At 48.0% G+C, this 19,637-nt stretch carries 19 protein-coding genes and 2 riboswitches; of the genes, 7 read left to right on the plus strand and 12 right to left on the minus strand.

The window, feature by feature from the left end:
• Positions 1-187: 187 nt before the first annotated feature.
• Entirely contained in the window at positions 188-991 is an 804-nt protein-coding gene (locus ACFVS2_RS28375) for a DUF6597 domain-containing transcriptional factor (protein WP_390239671.1), read from the minus strand.
• A gap of 115 nt (positions 992-1,106) precedes the next feature.
• Here ACFVS2_RS28375 and ACFVS2_RS28380 point away from each other — a divergent pair, with 115 nt between their 5' ends.
• Positions 1,107-1,556 (plus strand): SRPBCC family protein, encoded by a 450-nt coding sequence (locus tag ACFVS2_RS28380; protein WP_173621262.1) that lies wholly within the window; start codon positions 1,107-1,109, stop codon positions 1,554-1,556.
• Between the two features lie 56 nt (positions 1,557-1,612).
• On the opposite strand, the gene ACFVS2_RS28385 is transcribed toward ACFVS2_RS28380, so the two are convergent.
• From ACFVS2_RS28385 to ACFVS2_RS28405, 5 genes are all read right to left on the minus strand, one after another.
• Positions 1,613-3,262 carry a peptide ABC transporter substrate-binding protein gene (locus ACFVS2_RS28385; protein WP_390239672.1) on the minus strand — a complete coding sequence of 550 codons (1,650 nt, stop codon included), beginning with the start codon at positions 3,260-3,262 and terminating at the stop codon, positions 1,613-1,615.
• Positions 3,263-3,450: 188 nt separating this feature from the next.
• Positions 3,451-4,290, minus strand: a complete 840-nt coding sequence (locus ACFVS2_RS28390; protein WP_173621264.1) for a MetQ/NlpA family ABC transporter substrate-binding protein — start codon at positions 4,288-4,290, stop codon at positions 3,451-3,453.
• Between the two features lie 59 nt (positions 4,291-4,349).
• Positions 4,350-5,015 carry a methionine ABC transporter permease gene (locus ACFVS2_RS28395; protein ID WP_007721152.1) on the minus strand — a complete coding sequence of 222 codons (666 nt, stop codon included), beginning with the start codon at positions 5,013-5,015 and terminating at the stop codon, positions 4,350-4,352.
• Positions 5,016-6,029 carry a methionine ABC transporter ATP-binding protein gene (locus tag ACFVS2_RS28400; protein ID WP_173621265.1) on the minus strand — a complete coding sequence of 338 codons (1,014 nt, stop codon included), beginning with the start codon at positions 6,027-6,029 and terminating at the stop codon, positions 5,016-5,018.
• 100 nt (positions 6,030-6,129) lie between these two features.
• Positions 6,130-6,246: riboswitch (SAM riboswitch) on the minus strand.
• Positions 6,247-6,515: 269 nt separating this feature from the next.
• The gene (locus ACFVS2_RS28405) at positions 6,516-7,502 is read right to left on the minus strand and encodes an LCP family protein (RefSeq protein WP_173621266.1); all 987 of its coding nucleotides are present in this window, start codon (positions 7,500-7,502) and stop codon (positions 6,516-6,518) included.
• A 186-nt stretch (positions 7,503-7,688) separates the two neighbouring features.
• On the opposite strand from ACFVS2_RS28405, the gene ACFVS2_RS28410 reads away from it, so the two are divergent.
• Positions 7,689-8,918 (plus strand): MFS transporter, encoded by a 1,230-nt coding sequence (locus tag ACFVS2_RS28410; RefSeq protein WP_390239673.1) that lies wholly within the window; start codon positions 7,689-7,691, stop codon positions 8,916-8,918.
• A 168-nt stretch (positions 8,919-9,086) separates the two neighbouring features.
• Here the strand turns inward: ACFVS2_RS28410 and ACFVS2_RS28415 are convergent, their stop codons facing one another.
• The 4 genes from ACFVS2_RS28415 to ACFVS2_RS28430 all read right to left on the minus strand — a co-directional run bounded on the left by ACFVS2_RS28415 (position 9,087) and on the right by ACFVS2_RS28430 (position 12,955).
• Entirely contained in the window at positions 9,087-9,788 is a 702-nt protein-coding gene (locus ACFVS2_RS28415) for an SDR family oxidoreductase (RefSeq protein ID WP_390239674.1), read from the minus strand.
• A gap of 119 nt (positions 9,789-9,907) precedes the next feature.
• Entirely contained in the window at positions 9,908-10,336 is a 429-nt protein-coding gene (locus ACFVS2_RS28420) for a BrxA/BrxB family bacilliredoxin (protein ID WP_007721164.1), read from the minus strand.
• Positions 10,337-10,415: 79 nt separating this feature from the next.
• Positions 10,416-12,086, minus strand: coding sequence for a ribonuclease J1 (rnjA, locus tag ACFVS2_RS28425; protein WP_390239675.1), 1,671 nt, complete (start codon positions 12,084-12,086; stop codon positions 10,416-10,418).
• 98 nt (positions 12,087-12,184) lie between these two features.
• Complete coding sequence (locus tag ACFVS2_RS28430) at positions 12,185-12,955, minus strand: hypothetical protein (protein ID WP_390239676.1); 771 nt, start codon at positions 12,953-12,955, stop codon at positions 12,185-12,187.
• A 103-nt stretch (positions 12,956-13,058) separates the two neighbouring features.
• Between ACFVS2_RS28430 and ACFVS2_RS28435 the strand changes: the two genes are divergently transcribed.
• Positions 13,059-13,397 carry a YqzG/YhdC family protein gene (locus tag ACFVS2_RS28435; RefSeq protein WP_390239677.1) on the plus strand — a complete coding sequence of 113 codons (339 nt, stop codon included), beginning with the start codon at positions 13,059-13,061 and terminating at the stop codon, positions 13,395-13,397.
• Here ACFVS2_RS28435 and ACFVS2_RS28440 read toward each other — a convergent pair.
• Positions 13,394-14,020, minus strand: coding sequence for an SCO family protein (locus ACFVS2_RS28440; protein ID WP_390239678.1), 627 nt, complete (start codon positions 14,018-14,020; stop codon positions 13,394-13,396). The genes ACFVS2_RS28435 and ACFVS2_RS28440 overlap by 4 nt on opposite strands.
• A gap of 81 nt (positions 14,021-14,101) precedes the next feature.
• Positions 14,102-14,413, minus strand: a complete 312-nt coding sequence (locus tag ACFVS2_RS28445; protein WP_007721173.1) for a rhodanese-like domain-containing protein — start codon at positions 14,411-14,413, stop codon at positions 14,102-14,104.
• 302 nt (positions 14,414-14,715) lie between these two features.
• A riboswitch (SAM riboswitch) is annotated at positions 14,716-14,822 on the plus strand.
• 90 nt (positions 14,823-14,912) lie between these two features.
• Here ACFVS2_RS28445 and ACFVS2_RS28450 point away from each other — a divergent pair.
• The 4 genes from ACFVS2_RS28450 to ACFVS2_RS28465 all read left to right on the plus strand — a co-directional run bounded on the left by ACFVS2_RS28450 (position 14,913) and on the right by ACFVS2_RS28465 (position 19,635).
• Positions 14,913-16,217: a homocysteine synthase gene (locus ACFVS2_RS28450; protein ID WP_390239679.1), complete on the plus strand. Its 1,305-nt coding sequence runs from the start codon at positions 14,913-14,915 to the stop codon at positions 16,215-16,217.
• A 158-nt stretch (positions 16,218-16,375) separates the two neighbouring features.
• A complete protein-coding gene (locus ACFVS2_RS28455; RefSeq protein WP_390239680.1) occupies positions 16,376-17,425 on the plus strand; it encodes an ArsR/SmtB family transcription factor in 1,050 nt (349 codons plus the stop codon).
• Complete coding sequence (locus ACFVS2_RS28460) at positions 17,422-18,648, plus strand: MFS transporter (protein ID WP_390239681.1); 1,227 nt, start codon at positions 17,422-17,424, stop codon at positions 18,646-18,648. Before ACFVS2_RS28455 ends, ACFVS2_RS28460 begins: the two co-directional genes overlap by 4 nt.
• Before the next feature lie 48 nt (positions 18,649-18,696).
• Positions 18,697-19,635 carry an AAA family ATPase gene (locus tag ACFVS2_RS28465; RefSeq protein ID WP_390239682.1) on the plus strand — a complete coding sequence of 313 codons (939 nt, stop codon included), beginning with the start codon at positions 18,697-18,699 and terminating at the stop codon, positions 19,633-19,635.
• The last annotated feature ends 2 nt before the right edge of the window (positions 19,636-19,637 follow it).

Consider the following 19,637-nt stretch of genomic DNA (forward strand, 5'->3'; position numbering starts at 1 on the left):
ATATACTGCATTTTTAGTAATATTGAAGACATTTTAAGTAAAATTAATTATGTTTTATTCAAACATCAAATTCTATTAAAGGAAATAAATTTGGTATTTTCATCATGAAGAAGTATGCCTCGTACATAAAAATTTATGCAGCATGAAAACAACCCCTCCAGCCAGAAGGCGAAGGGGTTCACTATGATTAAATATGGGCTCGTCGATACTCGTTCGGTGCTACACCGACGATTGCTCGAAAATCTCGAATGAAGTGAGAGTGATCGTAGTAGCCAAGAGAGGTAGACAGGTCCAGCCAATCTTGGACCGTTCCCTGGTCAATCTGTTCTGCCGCCTCATGCAGTCTGTATCGTTGGATGACCGACTTCGGGCTAACGCCTACGTACCGATCAAATAAACGCTGCATAGTCCGCAAGTTCATTCCGGTCAACTGTACCGCATCCTCGACCTTGAGTACGGCTCGATCTGCCTGGATCATCCTGACGATTTCACTGATGCGCGCTACATTCGGGTCAGGCTTCGGCAAATGTTCGAATAGAAAGGCTTCTACCGTTTTCACCATTTGCTGATCATCTGGCAAGCTCAGCACTTCTTTCTCAAGCTGCTCGGTTGCAACACCAAATACGGCTTCCAGACTCGTAGAAGTGCCACTCAGCTTTGATACCGGGGCATTCAGAAACGGATAAAAACCTCCGGGCTTGAATTTCACACCGAAAACGTGACCGTGTCCCTCTAATAGATGCGAGGAAGTCGTGCGTGCTACACCAAAAATGCCCGTTGCTCCTTTTTCAAACACCAGATTCACATTGGGATGAGCCAATACCGTTTGCGAGTGAGGCAGTTCTGTACGCAAATCCCACCGGACGACCCAGTAGTGCTGCACGAAGGAGCTAATTTCGGCAGATGGCTCGTATCTATCTAGCGAAAATTTCTTCTGTCCAATTATGGCATGCAGTACACCCTTTGGGAACTTGGCAGTCTGATTTTCCAAGGCGCGCCTCCTGTCGTGTTTTTACAATACACACTACCGAATTCTTCTTATAGTAAGAGTAGTAGTTGGGAGACTTGATTACAATTCCCAAATGAAAAAATCAGGGGGTAAAACGATGGATCTTCGATTCGATTTCTACATTAATGCTACGCCAGAGCAGGTCTGGCATGTCCTTACTTCCGATGAAGGCGTAAAGAGTACTTTCTTTGGCTGTACGATCCGCTCGACTTTTCAAGTAGGCGATGAGATGGCTTACGTTGGTCCGGGAAAAGCTGGTGACGACACGGTGCATGTATACGGGAAAATCTTGCAGTTCGAACCTCATCACATTTTCAGTTTCACTGAACATCCTGGTCCTGCCTATTACGAGAATCATGCGGAATTGCAGACTCGCGTCACCATTACCTTGGAACCGGTTGGCGGCTGCACCAAGCTGACACTGATCCATGATCATTGGACAGAAGACCACCCTTCCCACGCAAGTGCCAGCAACAATTGGCCGATGATGCTCTCATCGATCAAGACGTATGCGGAGACAGGCAAGACACTTGATTTTGGCTACTAATAGAAAAGAATCCCGAGACCAGCAATTTCGTTGGCCTCGGGATTTTTGTAAGTTCGTTACTCCGTCATTTCTGCCCACTTCAGGTCGATAAATCCGAGACCGTCCACTTGAACGCCTTTCACTTTGTCGCTTTGTACCCAGACATCGACATCCGTGAACATGGGGATCAAAGGCATAGCATCCATGAAGATTTGCTCAGCCTCTCCAAACAGCTGCTTGCGCTTCTCTGGATCAGTTTCTACCGATGCCTGTTTCAGCAGCTCTTGGTAGCGCGGGTCTTCCCAGCCCGTGTCGTTGTTGCCTGTATTACCATCACGGAACATTTCCAGGTAATTCATTGGATCATTAAAGTCTGCATTCCAGCCGATACGGCCTATTTCGTAATTAAGTTCATGCATATCCTGTATGTGAACAGTGGCCTCCTTCACCATGAGCTTTACTTCAATGCCAAGTTTTTGTTTCCATTGGTCCTGAAGCGCCTCGGCAATTTTCTTATGTCTGTCGCTTGAATTGTAAGTCAAGGTGATCGGAGGCAGCGTTGTCACGTTAAGCTCCTTCATACCTTCTTCCAACAGCTTTTTGGCCGTTTCTACATCATTATCTTTGAAGTAGCCATCTTTATTGATAATCATGGATTGCGGCAACATCCCCATCGTTGGCACTTGGCCCACTTGTGTGATGTTATCTACGATGGTTTTACGGTCAACCGAGTATGCCAAGGCTTTACGAATTTTCACATTGCTGAGCGGCCCTTTTGTCGTATTCAGTTTGTACCAGTACATCGTCGCTTTTGGATGAACAACGAGTTTGCCCGCGTCTCTCAGTGTCGGGATCGCATCGGTGGGAAGTCCACCGAGTGGCTGACCTGCCCAATCCAGCTCACCGTTTTCGAACATGGACAGGGCTGTATTATCGTCTTCGATCATCGCGAACTCAATGCGATCGAGCTTCACTACGTCTTTATCCCAGTAGTGCTCGTTCTTTTCAAGCACGATCTTGCTCTTGTGTTCCCACCCTGTCATCTTAAATGGACCGTTGCTTACGTGCGTCGCCGCTTCGTTTGCCCATTTTGGATTGGCCTCCACTACTTTTTGGTTAACCGGGTAGTACGTGTAGAAAGCCGTCAGCTCCAGGAAGTAAGGCGTTGGATTCTCAAGCGTGACTTCCAGTGTTTTGTCATCGATTGCCTTCGCACCGAGTTCGTCGGGCTTCGCCTTACCTTTGTGAATCAGCTGCGCATTTTTAATGTAGTACAACTGATAGGCATACTCCGCGCCAAATGTCTTGCCGAGGGCACGCTTCCATGCATACACGAAGTCATGGGCAGTTACTGGATCACCATTGCTCCATTTGGAGTCACGGAGCGTGAACGTATACACCAGCTTGTCATCAGAGATCTTTACATCGGATGCTACCGAATTCACTGGCTTTGCGTTTGCATCGAAGCGAGTCAAGCCATCAAACGTAGCACGAACGATCGCTCCCGCAGTGGTATCCTTCGCAAGACCAGGGTCCGCTGTCGCAGGCTCACTCATAATGTTCGCCCGAAATACCTGCGTCTTTGCATTTGCAGGCTTTTCAGCGGTCGCTGCGGTTCCCTCAGCTGGAGGGGTTGCCGTTGATGGCTGCGTACTCGTGGAGCATCCAGCTAACACGGTTCCGGCGACCAGCATCGCGCCAAGAAACAACTTGAGATTTCGTTTCATCAGAAAATTCCCCCTTATCTATATTTTCTCATTTCAAACACAATATACTCGACGGGAATTGGGTTGAAAACGGGATTGCTATAGATTTAATTTAATTTTATGAAAATTCATTATATTGTAAACAAAAGTAAAGCCCAACCAGCTACGAGACCAGTTGGGCTTTTGTTGATCGATCAATTATTTCTACTTTAGAACGCTGGAATAATCGCGCCTTTGTATTCATCTTCAATGAACTTTTTCACTTCAGGTGAGTTCAGTGCTTTTGCCAGCTTTTGAATTGCTTCAGAATCCTTATTGTCAGGACGAGCTACCAAGAAGTTTGCGTATGGAGTATCTTTATCTTCAATAAACAGGGCGTCTTTGGTTGGAACAAGCTTTGCTTCCAGCGCATAGTTGGTGTTGATCAATGCCAGATCTACTTCTTCCAGAACGCGCGGCAGCATTGCTGCTTCTACTTCTTTGAACTTCAGGTTTTTCTTGTTTTCAACAACATCTTTCACTGTACCGCTGATGCCAGCGCCTTCTTTCAGCTTGATCACGCCGTTTTTCTCCAAGAGTGCGAGTGCGCGACCGCTGTTTGTTGGATCGTTTGGCAGCGCGATTGTTGCGCCATCAGCTAATTCATCCACAGATTTTACTTTTTTGCTGTAACCTCCGAATGGCTCGATGTGTACAGCCACTACTGGCTCCAGGTTCATGTTTTGTCCTTTATTGAAGTCTTCCAGGTAAGGCTTGTGCTGGAAGAAGTTAGCGTCGAGTTGTTTCTCGTTCACTTGAACGTTAGGTTGTACATAATCGGTGAACTCTTTAATTTCCAAGTTCACGCCTTGTTCTTTCAGTTTTGGTTGAACGAATTTCAAGATTGCTGCGTGTGGAACGGGAGAAGCGCCTACCTTCAATGTTACTTCCTGTTGTCCGCCTTGTGCGCCACCTTCAGCTGGAGCGGGTGCTGTTTCCGTTTTGCCTCCGCAAGCTGCCAAAGAAAATGCCAACACAGTAGAAAGTACAGATACGACTAGCTTTTTCATGAATGATTTCCCCCTTGCATGTATTTATCTTATTATTTGAAACCCTATATGGAAAAATCCTACTTACGGCTGAATTTCAGAACCAGACGGTCCCCCAGCGATTGTAAGATCTGTACCATCACCAGCAAAATAACAACAGTCACAATCATGACATCGGTTTGGAAACGTTGGTATCCGTATCGAATCGCCAAGTCACCCAAACCACCACCGCCAATTACCCCAGACATCGCTGTATAGGAGACCAGCGTAACCGTCGTGATCGTAATACCCGCGATCAGGCCCGATCTAGACTCTGGCAAAAGGACATTCCAGACGATCTGCCAATTGGAAGCCCCCATAGATTGTGCAGCCTCAATCACACCTTTATCAATCTCACGCAGAGAGGTTTCCACCAAACGCGCGAAAAACGGAGCGGCACCAAATACGAGCGGCGGAATGGCACCAAGTACGCCGAGTGAAGTTCCTACGATCATTTTCGTCACAGGAATCAGCAAGATCATCAAAATGATAAACGGTACCGAACGCAATACGTTGACAACGAATGATGCGATCGTATAAAAAGTGCGGTTTTGCAGAAGCTGTCCGCGTGAAGTCAAAAACAGAATGATGCCCAACGGCAAACCAATCAGGACGGTAAACAGGGTGGAAAAGCCGAGCATCGTGAGCGTGTCCATCGTACCTACGCCGATTTCAGCCCAATCCACATTCTCGAATGTCCAGTCCATTTATATCACCTCTACTTCCAAGCCACGTTGGCGCAGCGTCTCAATGGTCTTTTGATTCTGTGCAACATCGCCTTCCAGCTCGATTACCAACTGACCATACGGCGTATCCTTCATGCGGGAGATCGTTCCCTGCAAAATGCTGAACACCGTGCCAGTCTCTTGCATCGTTTGGAACAGGATTGGCTGGTACGTTTTTTCTCCGAGGAAGGTGACACGAGCAATGGTGCGGATCCCCGAAGCCTTTTCGTGCTCAACTGCTTCGCGCAGCTCTGTAGAATCCGCTACTTGTTCCACGAATTCTTGTGTCGTTGGATGCTTCGGACGAAGGAATACATCCAGTACATTACCCGACTCGACGATCTTTCCTCCATCAATCACGCCAACACGATCACAGATGGAGCGAATGACGTGCATCTCATGGGTAATCAACACAATGGTCAACCCCAGCTTGCGGTTGATGTCCAAGAGCAGTGCCAGAATGGAGTTCGTCGTCTGCGGATCGAGAGCCGATGTAGCTTCGTCGCAGAGCAGCACTTTTGGATCATTCGCGAGCGCCCGGGCGATTCCGACACGCTGCTTCTGTCCGCCAGACAGCTGGGTCGGATATTTGTCCTTATGCGCCTCCAAGCCAACCAGCTTCAGCAGCTCGTTTACTTTCTTATCAATCTCTGCCTTCGGACGCTTGGCTAGCTTGAGCGGAAAAGCGACATTTTCGCCGACTGTCGAAGAAGACAGCAAGTTGAAGTGCTGAAAAATCATGCCGATTGAGCGGCGCTTTTCTTGCAGCTTCCCTTCATCCAGCTTTGTCAAATCGACACCGTCCACAATAACTTCCCCTGAAGTTGGGCGCTCCAGCAAATTGATGCACCGGATCAACGTACTTTTCCCTGCACCAGAGTGTCCGATAATCCCGTATATTTCTCCTTGCTCTATGGAAAGGTCGATCCCCGTTAATGCTGGGATGGTTTTACCTTGTACTTGATAGCTTTTATGCAAATGACGCAGTTGGATCAACGCATCCACCTCCCGACCACAATCTTAATAAAATATAAAAACCCCTTTTTCAATAAACGAAAAAGGGGCTGCAACGCAATGTATACGTTCGCATCCACCCTTCTCATCTATACAAGATCAAAAAAATCCTGTAGGAATTGGCACCGCGACGTTCATTCGAAAATGAACCGGCTGCCGGGCTTCATAGGGCCTGTCCCTCCGCCTCTCTTGATAAGAAAGATATCTACGTATATTATGTTCGTTTTTTGGGTTTCATCATGATACAAAACGGATTATATCCTTTTCGGAAATATCACGTCAATAGTAATAGAAGGAAAAGTTTTTTAATCCATGACACCGTTGCGGATGATTGTCGACTTTACGCGGAAGCGAAACGTCGCATCTTTGTACATCTTTCTCCATTCGGCCTGCGTCATATTTGCCATCCCTCTTCTCTTTGAACGATAGATGGATCCTTTTCCTAAAAAACACAAAAAAACAGCACGCTTAGTTTTGCGTGCTGCTTTTCTTTTCTCCCTCAGGTTGATCTGTTGCTTCTGTAGGAGGTGCAATTTTTTCCTGGACAAACGACTGAACCTGATCGACATCCGGAACCAGAACGGAACCTGCACGGTGCGATTCACGGAACATCCCCATCGGCGGCAACTGATAGTTACCAGGCTCTAACGTATTCAATTTTAATCCGAGTGCAGACAGCTTCAGCATGTCCACCGAACTAATATTGGTTTGAACATACGGTGTTACTTCCTTCAAAATCGTAGGAAGCTGCATCAGCGTCGTACCATTCTTCATCTGATCCACGACTGCCGTCATCAATTTCCGCTGACGCTCCGTCCGTGTATAATCGGAGGTCGCATCATGGCGGAAACGAGCATATTGCAAGGCTTTGTCTCCATCCAGCTTTTGCAGACCCTTTTTCAGATTAATATCATAAGCACCTTTGTCTGTCGGGTCATGATAATACATATTTTTTTCTACATCGATCTCGACTCCGCCTACTGCATCAATCAGAGCCTTGAAGCCTTCAAAGTCAGTAATCACGTAACGATCTACTGGAATTCCAGTGAACTGACTAACCGTTTCCATTGCTAGCTCAGGTCCACCTTCTACAATCGCAGAGTTGATCCGCGAGCTACCTCTACCGGGAATATCTACATACGTATCACGTAGGATTGAAAACATGTCATAACGTTTCCCCGTAGGATCGATGCTGACCAGCATCATGGAGTCAGAACGAGGAAGCCCGTTATTTTTCATTCCTCTGCGGTCTACTCCCATCAGCAGAATATTGACGCGTTCCTTGCCATCCCACTCTGGTATTTCTGCTGCTTTGGTGGAATTCCCACCACTAGGCGGTGCGATGTTAGGCTCTTGAATATTTTGAGCAAATTGATAAAAAGAGTATCCGTAGTATCCAGCTGTCGTAGCCATCACGACAAGCAAAAGAAGCAACACTCGTTTCCATATTTTCATAAAGTCCACCTTTATTCTCTATATCCTCAGTTGATGTCATCTCTCCACTTTGTCTAGTATACTCGAATTCGACAAAAGTGGAGCAGCCTATATTTGGGTACCTGTGACATTGTAAACATTTTAATTTACAAAGTTTTGAATATTCGCTATACTATTCTTATCCTTAATGATAAGGGGTGCAATCGCGTGATATCACCGTCAGCTTTTCTCAATCGCTATCCACGTGAGGCCATTTTCTTCCTCATCGCCAGCTTTATTAACTCCTCCGGGAGTGCCTTTATGTGGCCACTTACTACCTTATACGTACATACCATTTTGCAACGCTCGATGACAGAAGCTGGATTTGTCCTGATGATCCAATCTCTGGCTGGAATCTTCGGCCAATTCATCGGCGGCTCGTTATTTCATCGACTGGGTGCCAAGCGTCTCATTGTCGGTGCATTGATTTTTCAAGGACTTATTCAATTTTCCATTCCTTTCGTTCAGAGCTGGCCTGTCTACCTGATTCTCATGATGGGGCTTGGCTTTACGTTCAACCTGTCATTTCCAGCCATTCAAGCATTTATTGGTTTCCGTTGGAAGGAACAGCGTCGCGAATTATTTAATATCGTCTACGTCGGTAATAATTTGGGGATGGCAATCGGAACCGCATTGGCAGGCGTCATTGCCACTTTATCCTTCCAGCTTACTTTTTGGTTCAACAGCACGAGCACCTTATTGTTTGCCTTGTTCTTCTTCCTTTTTATGAAGAACATATCTCATCAGGAACTGGTCGGAGAGCAACAGGAGGAACAGAAAAAACACCGCGAAAAAAACAACTTTACCCTGCTATTCCGCTACCAATTGTACTTGTTTATGGCATTGGGCGCAGCATTCATTTTCTTTTCCAATACGGTATGGAACACAGGCGTCGCTCCTTATATTACCGAACAAGGTATGCCTCTGTCTTCGTATAGCTGGCTGTGGACTATCAACGGGATTATCATTTTTGCCGGCCAACCCATCACATCCTGGATCAAGCGGCTGTTGAATCAGAGCTTGTCTGCCCAACTCGTCGTCAGTGCCATCGCGTATGCTGTCGGTTTTGGGTGTATGCTGGCTTACCACGGTAGTTATTACGCATTTGTTATCGGAATGGTTATCACTACTTTTGGAGAAATGCTCATCTCGCCCACTATTCCTACCTTTATATCGGAAAAAACTGGGGAGAATGCACCGTTTTATTTGGGGGTAGTTGGGGCGATTACAACTGGTGGAAGGCTGCTGGGGCCTTTAGCTATGGGGTTCATGTATGACCATGGTGGCATTAATCCAACCCTGTTCTTGGCAACGCTTGTCTCTGCGGGTTCGGTTCTGCTCTGTCTGTTACATGCTTATTTTCATCGGGAAAAACAAGCAGAGGTTGCTAAATACTGATTTCAACTGCAAAGAAGCCGCCCGATCCTTTTACAGGACTGAGCGGCTTTTTCATTACACTACTTCTTTTCTCCCTTGATTGGCACTTCCCAATCGACGGGAGATTTTTTCATACCAAAAAGCTGCCGATGGATTCTCGGCAGCGTGGTAAATCAATGGTAAAGATATTCAGTTGTTTCTCACTGGTGGGCAGGTAAGCGACTTTCCGTTGTCTTGCGGACCAAGCCCCATGATGTACGGTACCGCCACACGGCTCCACTCTACCGGATTCGGTGCCGTGTCCACATCTTCTGGTGAGCATGATTGGAGCATGGAGGTATCGATACTGCCTCCTGGATCAAGCGCCACTGCTGCCATTCCCTCAGGCAATTCGGCTGCCAATGATTGCGTCAATCCTTCGATGGCGAACTTTGATGCGCAGTACGGCGATAAAAACGCTTCCCCGTTTCTTCCCCAGTATGAACTGATATTTACGACGACTCCGCCATTTGCGCGCTGAACCATAAACGGTAAAAAGGCGCGAATTACATAGAAAACACCATTCACATTGATGTCCATCACTCTCGAAAACTCGCTTGCCGCAAGCCCAATGACTGGGCTGTTCCGGTTTATAATGGAGGCATTGTTAATCAACAAATCGGGAACGCCCACCTCGACTTTGATTTCCTCTGCCCACTTTTCCACCTGCTCCATTACCGAAACGTCGACGACAGAAAAATGATGCTGATCTCCGAATTGCTGACGCAGTCCTTGCACCTCTTTTTCCGAACGACCGCAGCCTGCAACCGCCCAGCCTGCTTCGTGAAAACGCTCGACCATCGCCCTACCCAAACCACGTGTCACACCTGTTATCACTACCAGCTTGCTCATTCTCTCTCCTCCTACATTATTATACTTATTAAACATTTTAGTATAATAAAAGAAGGGAATCAATCCCAGTACACAAAAAAGACGCCCGTTTCCGAGCGCCTCGTGATGTTTCTTACTTCTTATTTGTAAGTGTCGTAAGCGTTGGTCAATAGGCCAGCGATTGTTGCCAGTTCGTTGTTCTCGATCTGATGACGCTCGACCATGGTCATGATTTTGCCATCTTTCATGATCGCGAAGGATGGGGAAGACGGTGCATAGCCTTCGAAATATTCGCGTGCTTTTGCAGTCGCTTCCTTGTCTTGACCTGCGAACACAGTGAAGATGTTATCCGGTTTTGTAGCGTGATTCAAGGAATGTACAACTGCTGGACGAGCGAGTCCTGCTGCGCAGCCACAAACCGAGTTCACGACAACAAGTGTCAGGCCTTTTGCATTTGGCAGTGCTTGCTCTACTTCTTCAGCAGTGCGAAGCTCTTGAAAACCGTTGCGAGTCAACTCATCGCGCATCGGTTGAATTACTTGGCTCATATATGCTTCATAAGACATCATTGGGCAACCTCTCCTTTATATCACGTATTCAACTTACTTACTATTATACCCCGACTGCGCCTACCCGAGAAAGCAGGAGCTACACTTCCATCAAAATGGTAAGAATCATTGGGTTACGGCCTGTTTTTTCGTAAATGAACGGCTTGATCACTTCATTAATCTGTGACTTCAGCTCAGACCATTCCTTGATTTTCTTATCCAATGCTTCCTGCAGACGCCCACGAACGAGCTGTGTCGCTTCCTGAATCAAGGATTCCGAACCGCGTACGTAAACGAAGCCGCGGCTCACGATATCTGGGCCCGTCAAAATTTTGAAGTTCTTCATATCGAGGCTGACAACCACGACCATCAAGCCATCCTCAGCCAAATGCTTGCGATCGCGCAGAACGATATTTCCGACGTCGCCGATACCACTGCCATCAATGAGGACAATCCCTGCTTGTACTTTGCTGAGCCACGCTTTTTCGCGGTTGCAATTCAGCACTTCGCCGTTGTCCATAATAAAGATGTTGCTCTCCTCGATCCCAACTTGTTGAGCCAGCTTGGAGTGAGTCTTGAGCATCCGGTATTCCCCGTGAATCGGGATGAAATATTTCGGACGAATGAAGTTGAGCATGAGCTTCAATTCTTCACTGCTGCCATGTCCAGATGCGTGGATGTCAAACGCATGACTCAATACCACGTTGGCACCTGCACGGTACAGCTTGTCTATCGTGCGACTGACGTTGATCGTGTTCCCAGGAATCGGGGATGCGGAAATGATAACCGTATCTTCTGGATAAATGGAAACAGTACGGTGCGATCCGGAAGCAATCCGGGTCAACGCTGCCATCGGCTCACCTTGACTACCCGTGCAAATAATCAGCACTTGGTTGTCCGCGTAGTTGTCGATGTGCTTAATATCAATCAACATGCCCTCTGGCATTTGGATGTAACCCAGCTCTTGTCCAATCAAGAAAACCTTTTCCATACTGCGACCAATAACCGCCACTTTGCGATTGCATTGCTCGGCAGCGTCTACCACTTGTTGCAGGCGATGCACGTTGGAAGCAAAGGTAGCCAGGATGATGCGTCCACGCGCTTTGCGTACCACATCGAGAATCCCTTCCCCTACCGTTCTCTCCGACATCGTAAATCCAGGACGCTCACTGTTCGTACTGTCGGACAAAAGCGTCAAGACGTCTCCGCTCGCACCAATGCGTGCAATTTTTCCGTACTCCGTTGTTTGGCCAACTGGTGTCATGTCAAACTTGAAGTCACCCGTGTGAATGACCATTCCCTCAGGTGTATAGAGCACAACTCCCAGGGAATCCGGAATACTGTGGTTCGTACGGAAGAATGTCGCCTTCAGCTTGGCAAAAGGAATTTCCGTATCTTCCGAAATTGGAATCAGCTTCACTTCATTTTGCAAACGGTGCTCTTCCAGCTTCGCCTTGACCAAGCCCAGGGTCAGACGACCACCGTAAATCGGCACCTTGATTTGCCGTAAAATATAAGGAATCGCTCCGATGTGATCCTCATGTCCGTGCGTCAACAAAAGTGCTTTTATCTTATGCTGGTTGTCCTTCAGATAAGAAATATCCGGGATAACCAGATCTATACCAAACATTTCATTCTCGGGGAACTTTACCCCGCAGTCAATAATGATGATTTCGTCCTCATACTCGACGCAGTACATATTTTTTCCGATCTCGCCGAGGCCGCCCATCGCGAAAATCTTAACGTCGCTCACTCTCTTTCCTCCTAACATCGTCGTGCATGATTATGGGAACCCGAACCAAGCATGCCATTCTTATTATATCACAACGTAAGACGTTCGTTTCACCCAGTCTTGACTATTCCACACATTCATCTTCGGTCAATAATCGAATACTGATACTCCAAGTCGGTAACTCGTTCATCGGTAACGACACTTGCCCTCGCCCAAAAGTCATGCTTTGCATAGGAATCGCCCGTCCATACCTCCGTAATTTCTCCTGAAGAGAGCTTTAGTGGTACGGCTTCGCTTTCTTTTAACACGGCGCCACTTTTGTTTTGCAATCGCAGTTTCAAGTCGATCTCCAACGGCTGATCCGACTGATTCCGTACCAGGATCAGACTAGTATACGGATACCCAGCACAATTTTTGGTACAGTCTTGTCTGCTGTATACGATGGCGAGATCAATCGGCTTCTCATTGTCCATCTTCGCCGCTTTCCACTGGTCTTTTGCTTTTTGTACGACGGTGACGTACTCCGCCTTTTTCAAAAAGGGCCCCATGCCTAAAAAAGCAGCAGCAAAAAAGCTAAACAAACCAAAAGCTGTGCATAGAAAAACGAGGTTCATTTTCCAAAACTGTTTTCTCATCATGATCAAAAAAACAATATACATGAGGATACAAACAAACACCAACAGGATACAAAAGTATAAAAATACCTCCAAGTCGGACTCCGTGGGTAACACCGGAATGCCATACTTCATTTGCCAATATACATTCGCAGCGAAGCAGCCTCCGTAAATCAATACGGCAGAAGCAATCGTGAGCCCCCATTTTTTCCAGAAAGGAGGCTTTTGAAAAATGGCTGCAAGAACCCCCACCAAAATAGGAAGGCCAAATAAGGGAATGAGCAAGTAATGCATCGAAAACCTCCCGCATTTCATTGTCATTATTTTCTACGAATGATATTCCGAAAAGTCTTCAAAATACATGGCAAACCATTTCGAAAAGGAGAGGGATACGCAAGTGCAAGCCGCTCGTCGCCTATTTTGTTATCGGAACATGATGCCCCTACTCTCCACTGTACTTTTCCTGTTCCTCTTTCAGCCGTTCCCTACCTATGCCCAGCCTCCCTATGCAAAATGGGGCAGGCTCGCGATGCAGGAGACGATGAAGCGATATCCAAACGCTCAAATTGTGGACTACCTTCATGTCGGACGAAAACAAAAAACGCCCACCACGTCAGAAGAGACGTTTAAGCTCTTGCTTCAAGAAGGCAATCGCAGGTGGGCGTTACTCATTCATATTGAATTCGTGAATCAGACAGAAGATGTCGTAAACATCTCCTATGAGGAGACTCGCTAGTCAGCGAGCTGTTCCATCTCTTTCATCATGACTTCCATGTCCATGTCAGCTGCCATCCCGTACGCGCGGCGCATGTTTCCATCTCCATCCACAAGGAACATGCGAGCCGTATGAGCATAAGAACCATCTGGCTGCTTCATGACCATCAGACCAAAATCCTTCGTCACTTTCTCTACAGCCTGAGCGTCCCCTCGCAGGAACTTCCAGCTACTCTGATCTGCCTTGAACTTGGCTGCGTACTCCTGCAAGACTTCCGGCGTATCGTTATCAGGGTCAAAGGAAATGGAGATAAACTCTACTTTGTCTCCGAACAGTCCCTTTTCCTTCAACTGATCTTGCAGCTTGGCCATGTTGTACGTAGTCGCCGGACAAATATCCGGGCACTTGGTAAACATAAACTCCACCAGTCGTACTTTGCCAGCACTTTCATTAAATGTATAGGTTGTTCCGTCACTGTTGTCTAAGGTGAAGTCCGCGATGGGCTTCAACACTTCGATCTTCTCTTCTGTCATATACTTATAACCAAATACTCCGACGATAGCCAAAAGGATAATACCAGCTAACACAGGAAACCAATGTTTTTTCATCGCAGATTCCTGCTGCAATTGTGTTCCTTCACTCACGGGTTGCTTCCTCCCTGCTTGTCCCATGCGAGATGCCTCCTGATTACACACGGGAGGCATTCACACTGTTTCTATACCTTCTTACTGTTCCACTTCACCTGGCCATGCGAGCATGCCGCCAACCATATTCGCCACGTCATACCCTTGTGCACTCAAATACTCTGTAGCTGTATTGCTTCTGGCACCACTGCGGCAAACCATCACAATCGGAATGTTCTTATCCAGCTCATCGATACGGTGCGGCAAAAAGCCGAGTGGGATCAGCTTAGCCTCTTTAATGTGACCTGCATTCCACTCATCTACTTCACGTACATCAATGACTTGCAGTTCCTCTTTGGCTTCCAGCTTTTCCAACAGCTCTTGTGGTGTCATTTCCTTTACTCCATGGCTCATCGCTATTTATCCTCCTATATGTACGATCAGATCAGTTGTAACCACCTCCATGATATCACACGCTTTTTTACTTTTCTAACGCGAAGAGCACTTGGCTTCACCATACATCCATGCTCCCTATTTTCTACCATTATCTCCTATTTGGCTGCGACAGTAGCCACACGGGATGTGAACAGCTTGAGGCAAAAGCGTTACAAATTAATGGCATGAGTGAATCTATATATACATAAAAACCTCCCTGATAACTTCCTATTATGCGTTGACAGCGAGGGGATATTTTCATACAATTACGACAACAACTTTTCTCATCAAGAGCGGTGGAGGGACAGGCCCTACGAAACCCGGCAACCAGCAGACTAGCTGCATGGTGCCAATTCCTGCAGAATCCAGTGATTCTGAGAGATGAACACAAGCCCGTGCATGATCGGAGCCTTCTTCTTCTCAGGAGAATGCTCCGTTTTTTATTAGCCGATTTCCCATAGTAAAAGGAGAGATGGACATGTCCGATCAACAACAATGGAAGCCAGAAACACTTGCGGTACACGGTGGACAGGAGGTTGACCCTGTAACAGGCTCACGTGCTGTTCCGATCTATCAGACGACCTCCTACGTTTTCCGTGATACGGAGCATGCTGCCAACCTGTTTGGCTTAAAAGAGTTTGGGAACATCTATACACGCATCATGAATCCGACACAGGATGTGTTTGAGAAGCGTGTTGCCCTGCTCGAAGGTGGTGTAGGCGCACTCGCGACCGCATCCGGGCAAGCTGCCATTACATTCGCCATTTTAAATATTGCGCATGCAGGAGACGAGATCGTCGCTTCCAGCAGCCTCTACGGTGGTACCTACAACCTGTTCGCCCACACTCTTCCCCGCCTCGGTATCAAGGTTCATTTTGCTGATCAATCCAATCCGGAAAATTTCCGTGCCTATATCAATGAAAAAACAAAAGCCGTGTTCTGCGAGACGATCGGCAACCCGCGCATTGATGTCGCTGATATCGAGGCGATCGCCAATATTGCCCACGAAAATGGCGTGCCTTTGATCGTGGACAACACCTTCGCGACTCCGATTTTGTGCCGTCCTTTTGAGCACGGGGCCGATATTGTCGTGCATTCCACCACCAAATTCATCGGCGGCCACGGAACAGCAATTGGCGGTATCATCGTAGACTCCGGAAAATTCGACTGGAACAACGGAAAATTCCCAGGTCTGACTACACCTGACCCAAGCTACCATGGTGTCGTCTATACAGAGGCAGTCGGTCCACTCGCCTATATTATCAAGGCGCGCGTCCAGCTCCAGCGCGATATCGGAGCGGCTGTCGCCCCAATCAACTCCTTCTTGTTCCTGCAAGGATTAGAAACACTGCATCTGCGCATCGAGCGGCATAGCCAGAACGCCTTGGCAGTAGCTCAATTCCTCACCAATCACTCTGCCGTAGAGTGGGTGAGCTATCCAGGGCTGGAGTCAGACTCCCAGCATGAATTGGCACAAAAATATTTGCCAAAAGGTGCTGGCGCGATCCTGACCTTTGGAATTCGCGGTGGCATTGAGGCAGGAAAAACATTGATCGAATCAGTGAAGCTGTTCTCCCATCTCGCAAATGTCGGGGACTCCAAGTCACTCATCATTCATCCAGCTAGCACAACACATCAGCAAATGACAGAAGAAGAGCAGGCAGCAGCCGGAGTGACTCCGGGACTCATTCGCCTCTCCGTCGGCACAGAATCAATCGACGATATCATCTCTGATCTGGAGCAAGCCTTGCAGCGTGCGTTGCAATTATCTACGGTAGGTTAACCATACCTTTACAAGGAAAGAAGAATCACGTGATCTCTTTGGATAGAGGTTTGTGATTCTTCTTTTACTTTTTTATTTTCGTTCGAAAATAATTGAACTTTTCATTCGATGTTTTTATAATACTATCATTCAAGAAAATTTTGGGAGAGTGGATAGACGTGAAAGTTTTAAATATCGGAAGTGAACGGACAACATATCGCGTGGAGATCTCGTATTCTCCTTTATTCGAAGCAGCCTTGGGAATCGCTGCCGCTACCTACGATCAATTGCATCACACGATGGAACACCCTCCTGCCTACTGGCGTCAACTGTTGGACGAGCTGTCACCTTCTGTACGGCAAGAAGTCGACTATGCGAAGGAGCACAACACGTGGAAGACGCTTTTGCAACTGCTCGATCTTTGCCCTTTCACAGATGTGGATTCATTTCTCTCCTATGTCAGAGAGCTCTCAACAGAACAGCTCCGATATGAGGCCCTCCCTTATCTAGGTGAAAATATGCAGGAAGCACGTCGAAAGGCTGCACAAGGAAACAAGGAGGATTGCACCGTGTTGCAGGAAGCGTGCCGTGCGCACCTCTTTTTTGAAGCGTATATCGGTCATATTACTTCCGTTGATGCAGAAGAGCTGCGGAGTCATATTCTCCGATTGATGGAAGGCTGGTATATCATTCATATCAAGCCGCGTGAGGAAGAAATCGTTCGCATGCTAGAAAGGGATTGGTCGCAAAAGCAAAGCAAGCTAGGAAAGCTCAACCCGGAAGCCTTAGTGGAGTATGCGACGGGATCGAGCTACCTCCCTGAGCCTGCCGTGACACGCGTACTGCTGATTCCACAAGCGATCTATCGCCCGTGGACCGTACAGGCTGATGCTGTCGGGACGAAAATTTTTTATTACCCTGTTGCCGACGAAAATTTGCACGATGCTGTAGATCCTAATCAGCCACCCCCTTCACTGGTGCAAGCCTTAAAAGCACTCGGTGATGAGCATAGGCTGCGCATGGTCAAAATGCTGGCGGAAAAGGACCTGAGTCTGCAAGAGATAACAGATCAACTCTCCATGGCGAAATCGACAGTGCACCATCACCTGTCCATGCTGCGGTCTGCCCATCTCGTTGAAACGGCAGGCTCCCGTTACAGACTCCGCCGTCATACGCTGGACAAGCTCCCCCTGATGTGGGATGAATTCCTGGACAGGAGCACCCCATGAACCAAACCGCGGTACAAGCCTCTGTCTGGCAGCAGCGTTCTTATCGTTGGATTCTTTTCGGTCAGCTCATATCAGAACTCGGCGCCTCACTCGGTACCCTCGCCAATAGCTGGTTAATCTATCAGGCAACAGGCTCACAAGGTGCGGTCGGACAGATGTGGCTGCTGTATTTCTTGCCGTCGCTAGCGATTCAGTTGGTTGCCGGACCGTACATCGACCGATTCGACAAGAAGCGTGTCATGATTTTTTCTCAATGGATGCGAGCTGCTGCGTTTTGTTTGTCCTTTGCGGTCATTACTTCCGGGACAGAATCACTCTGGCCTTTGTATTTCACTGCCTTGATCAACGGTCTCGTTCAACCGCTGTATGTGCCAGCCAGCCAGTCGCTCCTCCCTGCTCTGGTCAAAAGAGAGCAGCTCCTCCAAGCCAATGCCTATTTGGATAGTGTCCTACGAATTGCCTTGATTACAGGACCTCCGTTGGGAGGGATTCTCGTGGCGAGTATCGGTGGTGAGTCTGTACTCGCATTGGTCGCGATCAGCTATGCACTCAGCAGTTTCTTTCTGGTTCTTTGTCCAATCGCCCCAGCAGATACCGCCAACAAGAAGCAATCGTGGCTCGTTATGTTTAAGGCCGGTCTTGCGATTTTTTGGCAGAAGCCCCTTTTGCTCTGGCTTGGCCTGTACTCAGCTCTCGTCCAATTTGCTGTCGGAGTCACACTCGTACTAAACCTGCCTTTTGTAGCTGGCGAGCTGCAAGGCACTTCGTTTCATGTAGGCTTGTTTTTGGCTGGGTATCCTTTGGGATATTTCTTCGGCTCTTTGCTCGTGCCTCGCTTCCGTAGCAGCCTTGGGCAACCCCTGATCATGTTGGGATCACTGGTATTAGGCGGCTCAAGCTTTGTTGCGATAGGCTTTACCCATGACCTCTGGCTCGCAATCACCGTCGAACTACTGGCTGGTCTGTTTGCTCCCTTTTTCCAAGTACATAGCACAAGCCTGTATCAGCTTCACGTTCCTTCCGAGCTAATGGGGCGTGTACTGTCTGTCCGCCTACTCATCGTGCGTGCGACGATGCCCGTCGGTATTTGGCTTGGTGGACAGCTGAGCGATCAGGTAGGGATTCGCCCTCTTTACATCTCTGTAGGCGCCGTCATCGTGCTTGCCGCGCTGGCGGGAATACTATTTCGAAAATTTGTAACTAACAGGATATTCCATATATAATAAAAACCGTATGACTCCTAAATTTTGAATGGGAAAAGGAGAATTTTCATGACTCATCCGACATTGGATAACCTTCAGCATGCTATCAGCAGCGTCATCGTGGGCAAGGAAAGCCAGATCCGCCTATTGGTAACGGCCCTGCTCGCCCGTGGTCACGTATTGCTGGAGGACTTGCCCGGAATGGGAAAAACCGTGCTTGCCAAAACATTGGCGCAAGCGATTGGCGGCTCTTACAACCGCCTGCAATTTACTGCGGATCTACTGCCATCTGATGTCGTCGGTCTACACGTATTCAATCAGCGAACAAGTGAATTCGAACTGCGCAAGGGACCTGTTTTTGCGGATGTCTTGCTCGCAGATGAAATAAACCGGGCCACTCCCAGGACTCAATCCGGCTTGCTGGAATGCATGGAGGAACGCCAAGTTACGATCGAAGGCGTCACCCTGCCACTTCCATCGACCATGCTGGTCATTGCTACCCAAAACCCGATTGAATCGGAAGGAACCTATCCATTGCCGGAAGCACAGTTGGACCGCTTCCTTTTCAAGCTGTCTCTTGGCTACGGTACGCGAGAGGATGCCAAAGAAATTTTGCGGAGATTCCGCAGTGGCTCCCCATTAGAGGCCGTCGAGCCGGTCATCACTGTCGAGCAAATTGCGGCTCTGCAACGCGAGGTCACGACCGTTCATGTCAGCCAACCGGTGGAAGACTATGTCATCGATCTGACGGAAGCGACTCGCCAGCATCGTTCTGTTGAGGTGGGCATTAGTCCGCGCGCCATGCTCACCCTGTTGCGATCCGCTCAGGCTTACGCGTTCGTTTCTGGTCGTACTTATGTCTTGCCGGATGATGTGAAAGTGGTGTTCCCAAGTTTGGCAGCTCACCGCATTCGCCTCTCCATGGAAGCAGAGCTGCATGTGACAGAGCAGGAAGTCGTGGAGCAAATCTTGACCAGCGTCCCCGCTCCCGTCGAAGAAAGCGTGTAGCG

Source organism: Brevibacillus sp. NPDC058079 (genome assembly GCF_042885155.1).
In the GTDB taxonomy this organism is placed as follows: Bacteria; Bacillota; Bacilli; order Brevibacillales; family Brevibacillaceae; genus Brevibacillus.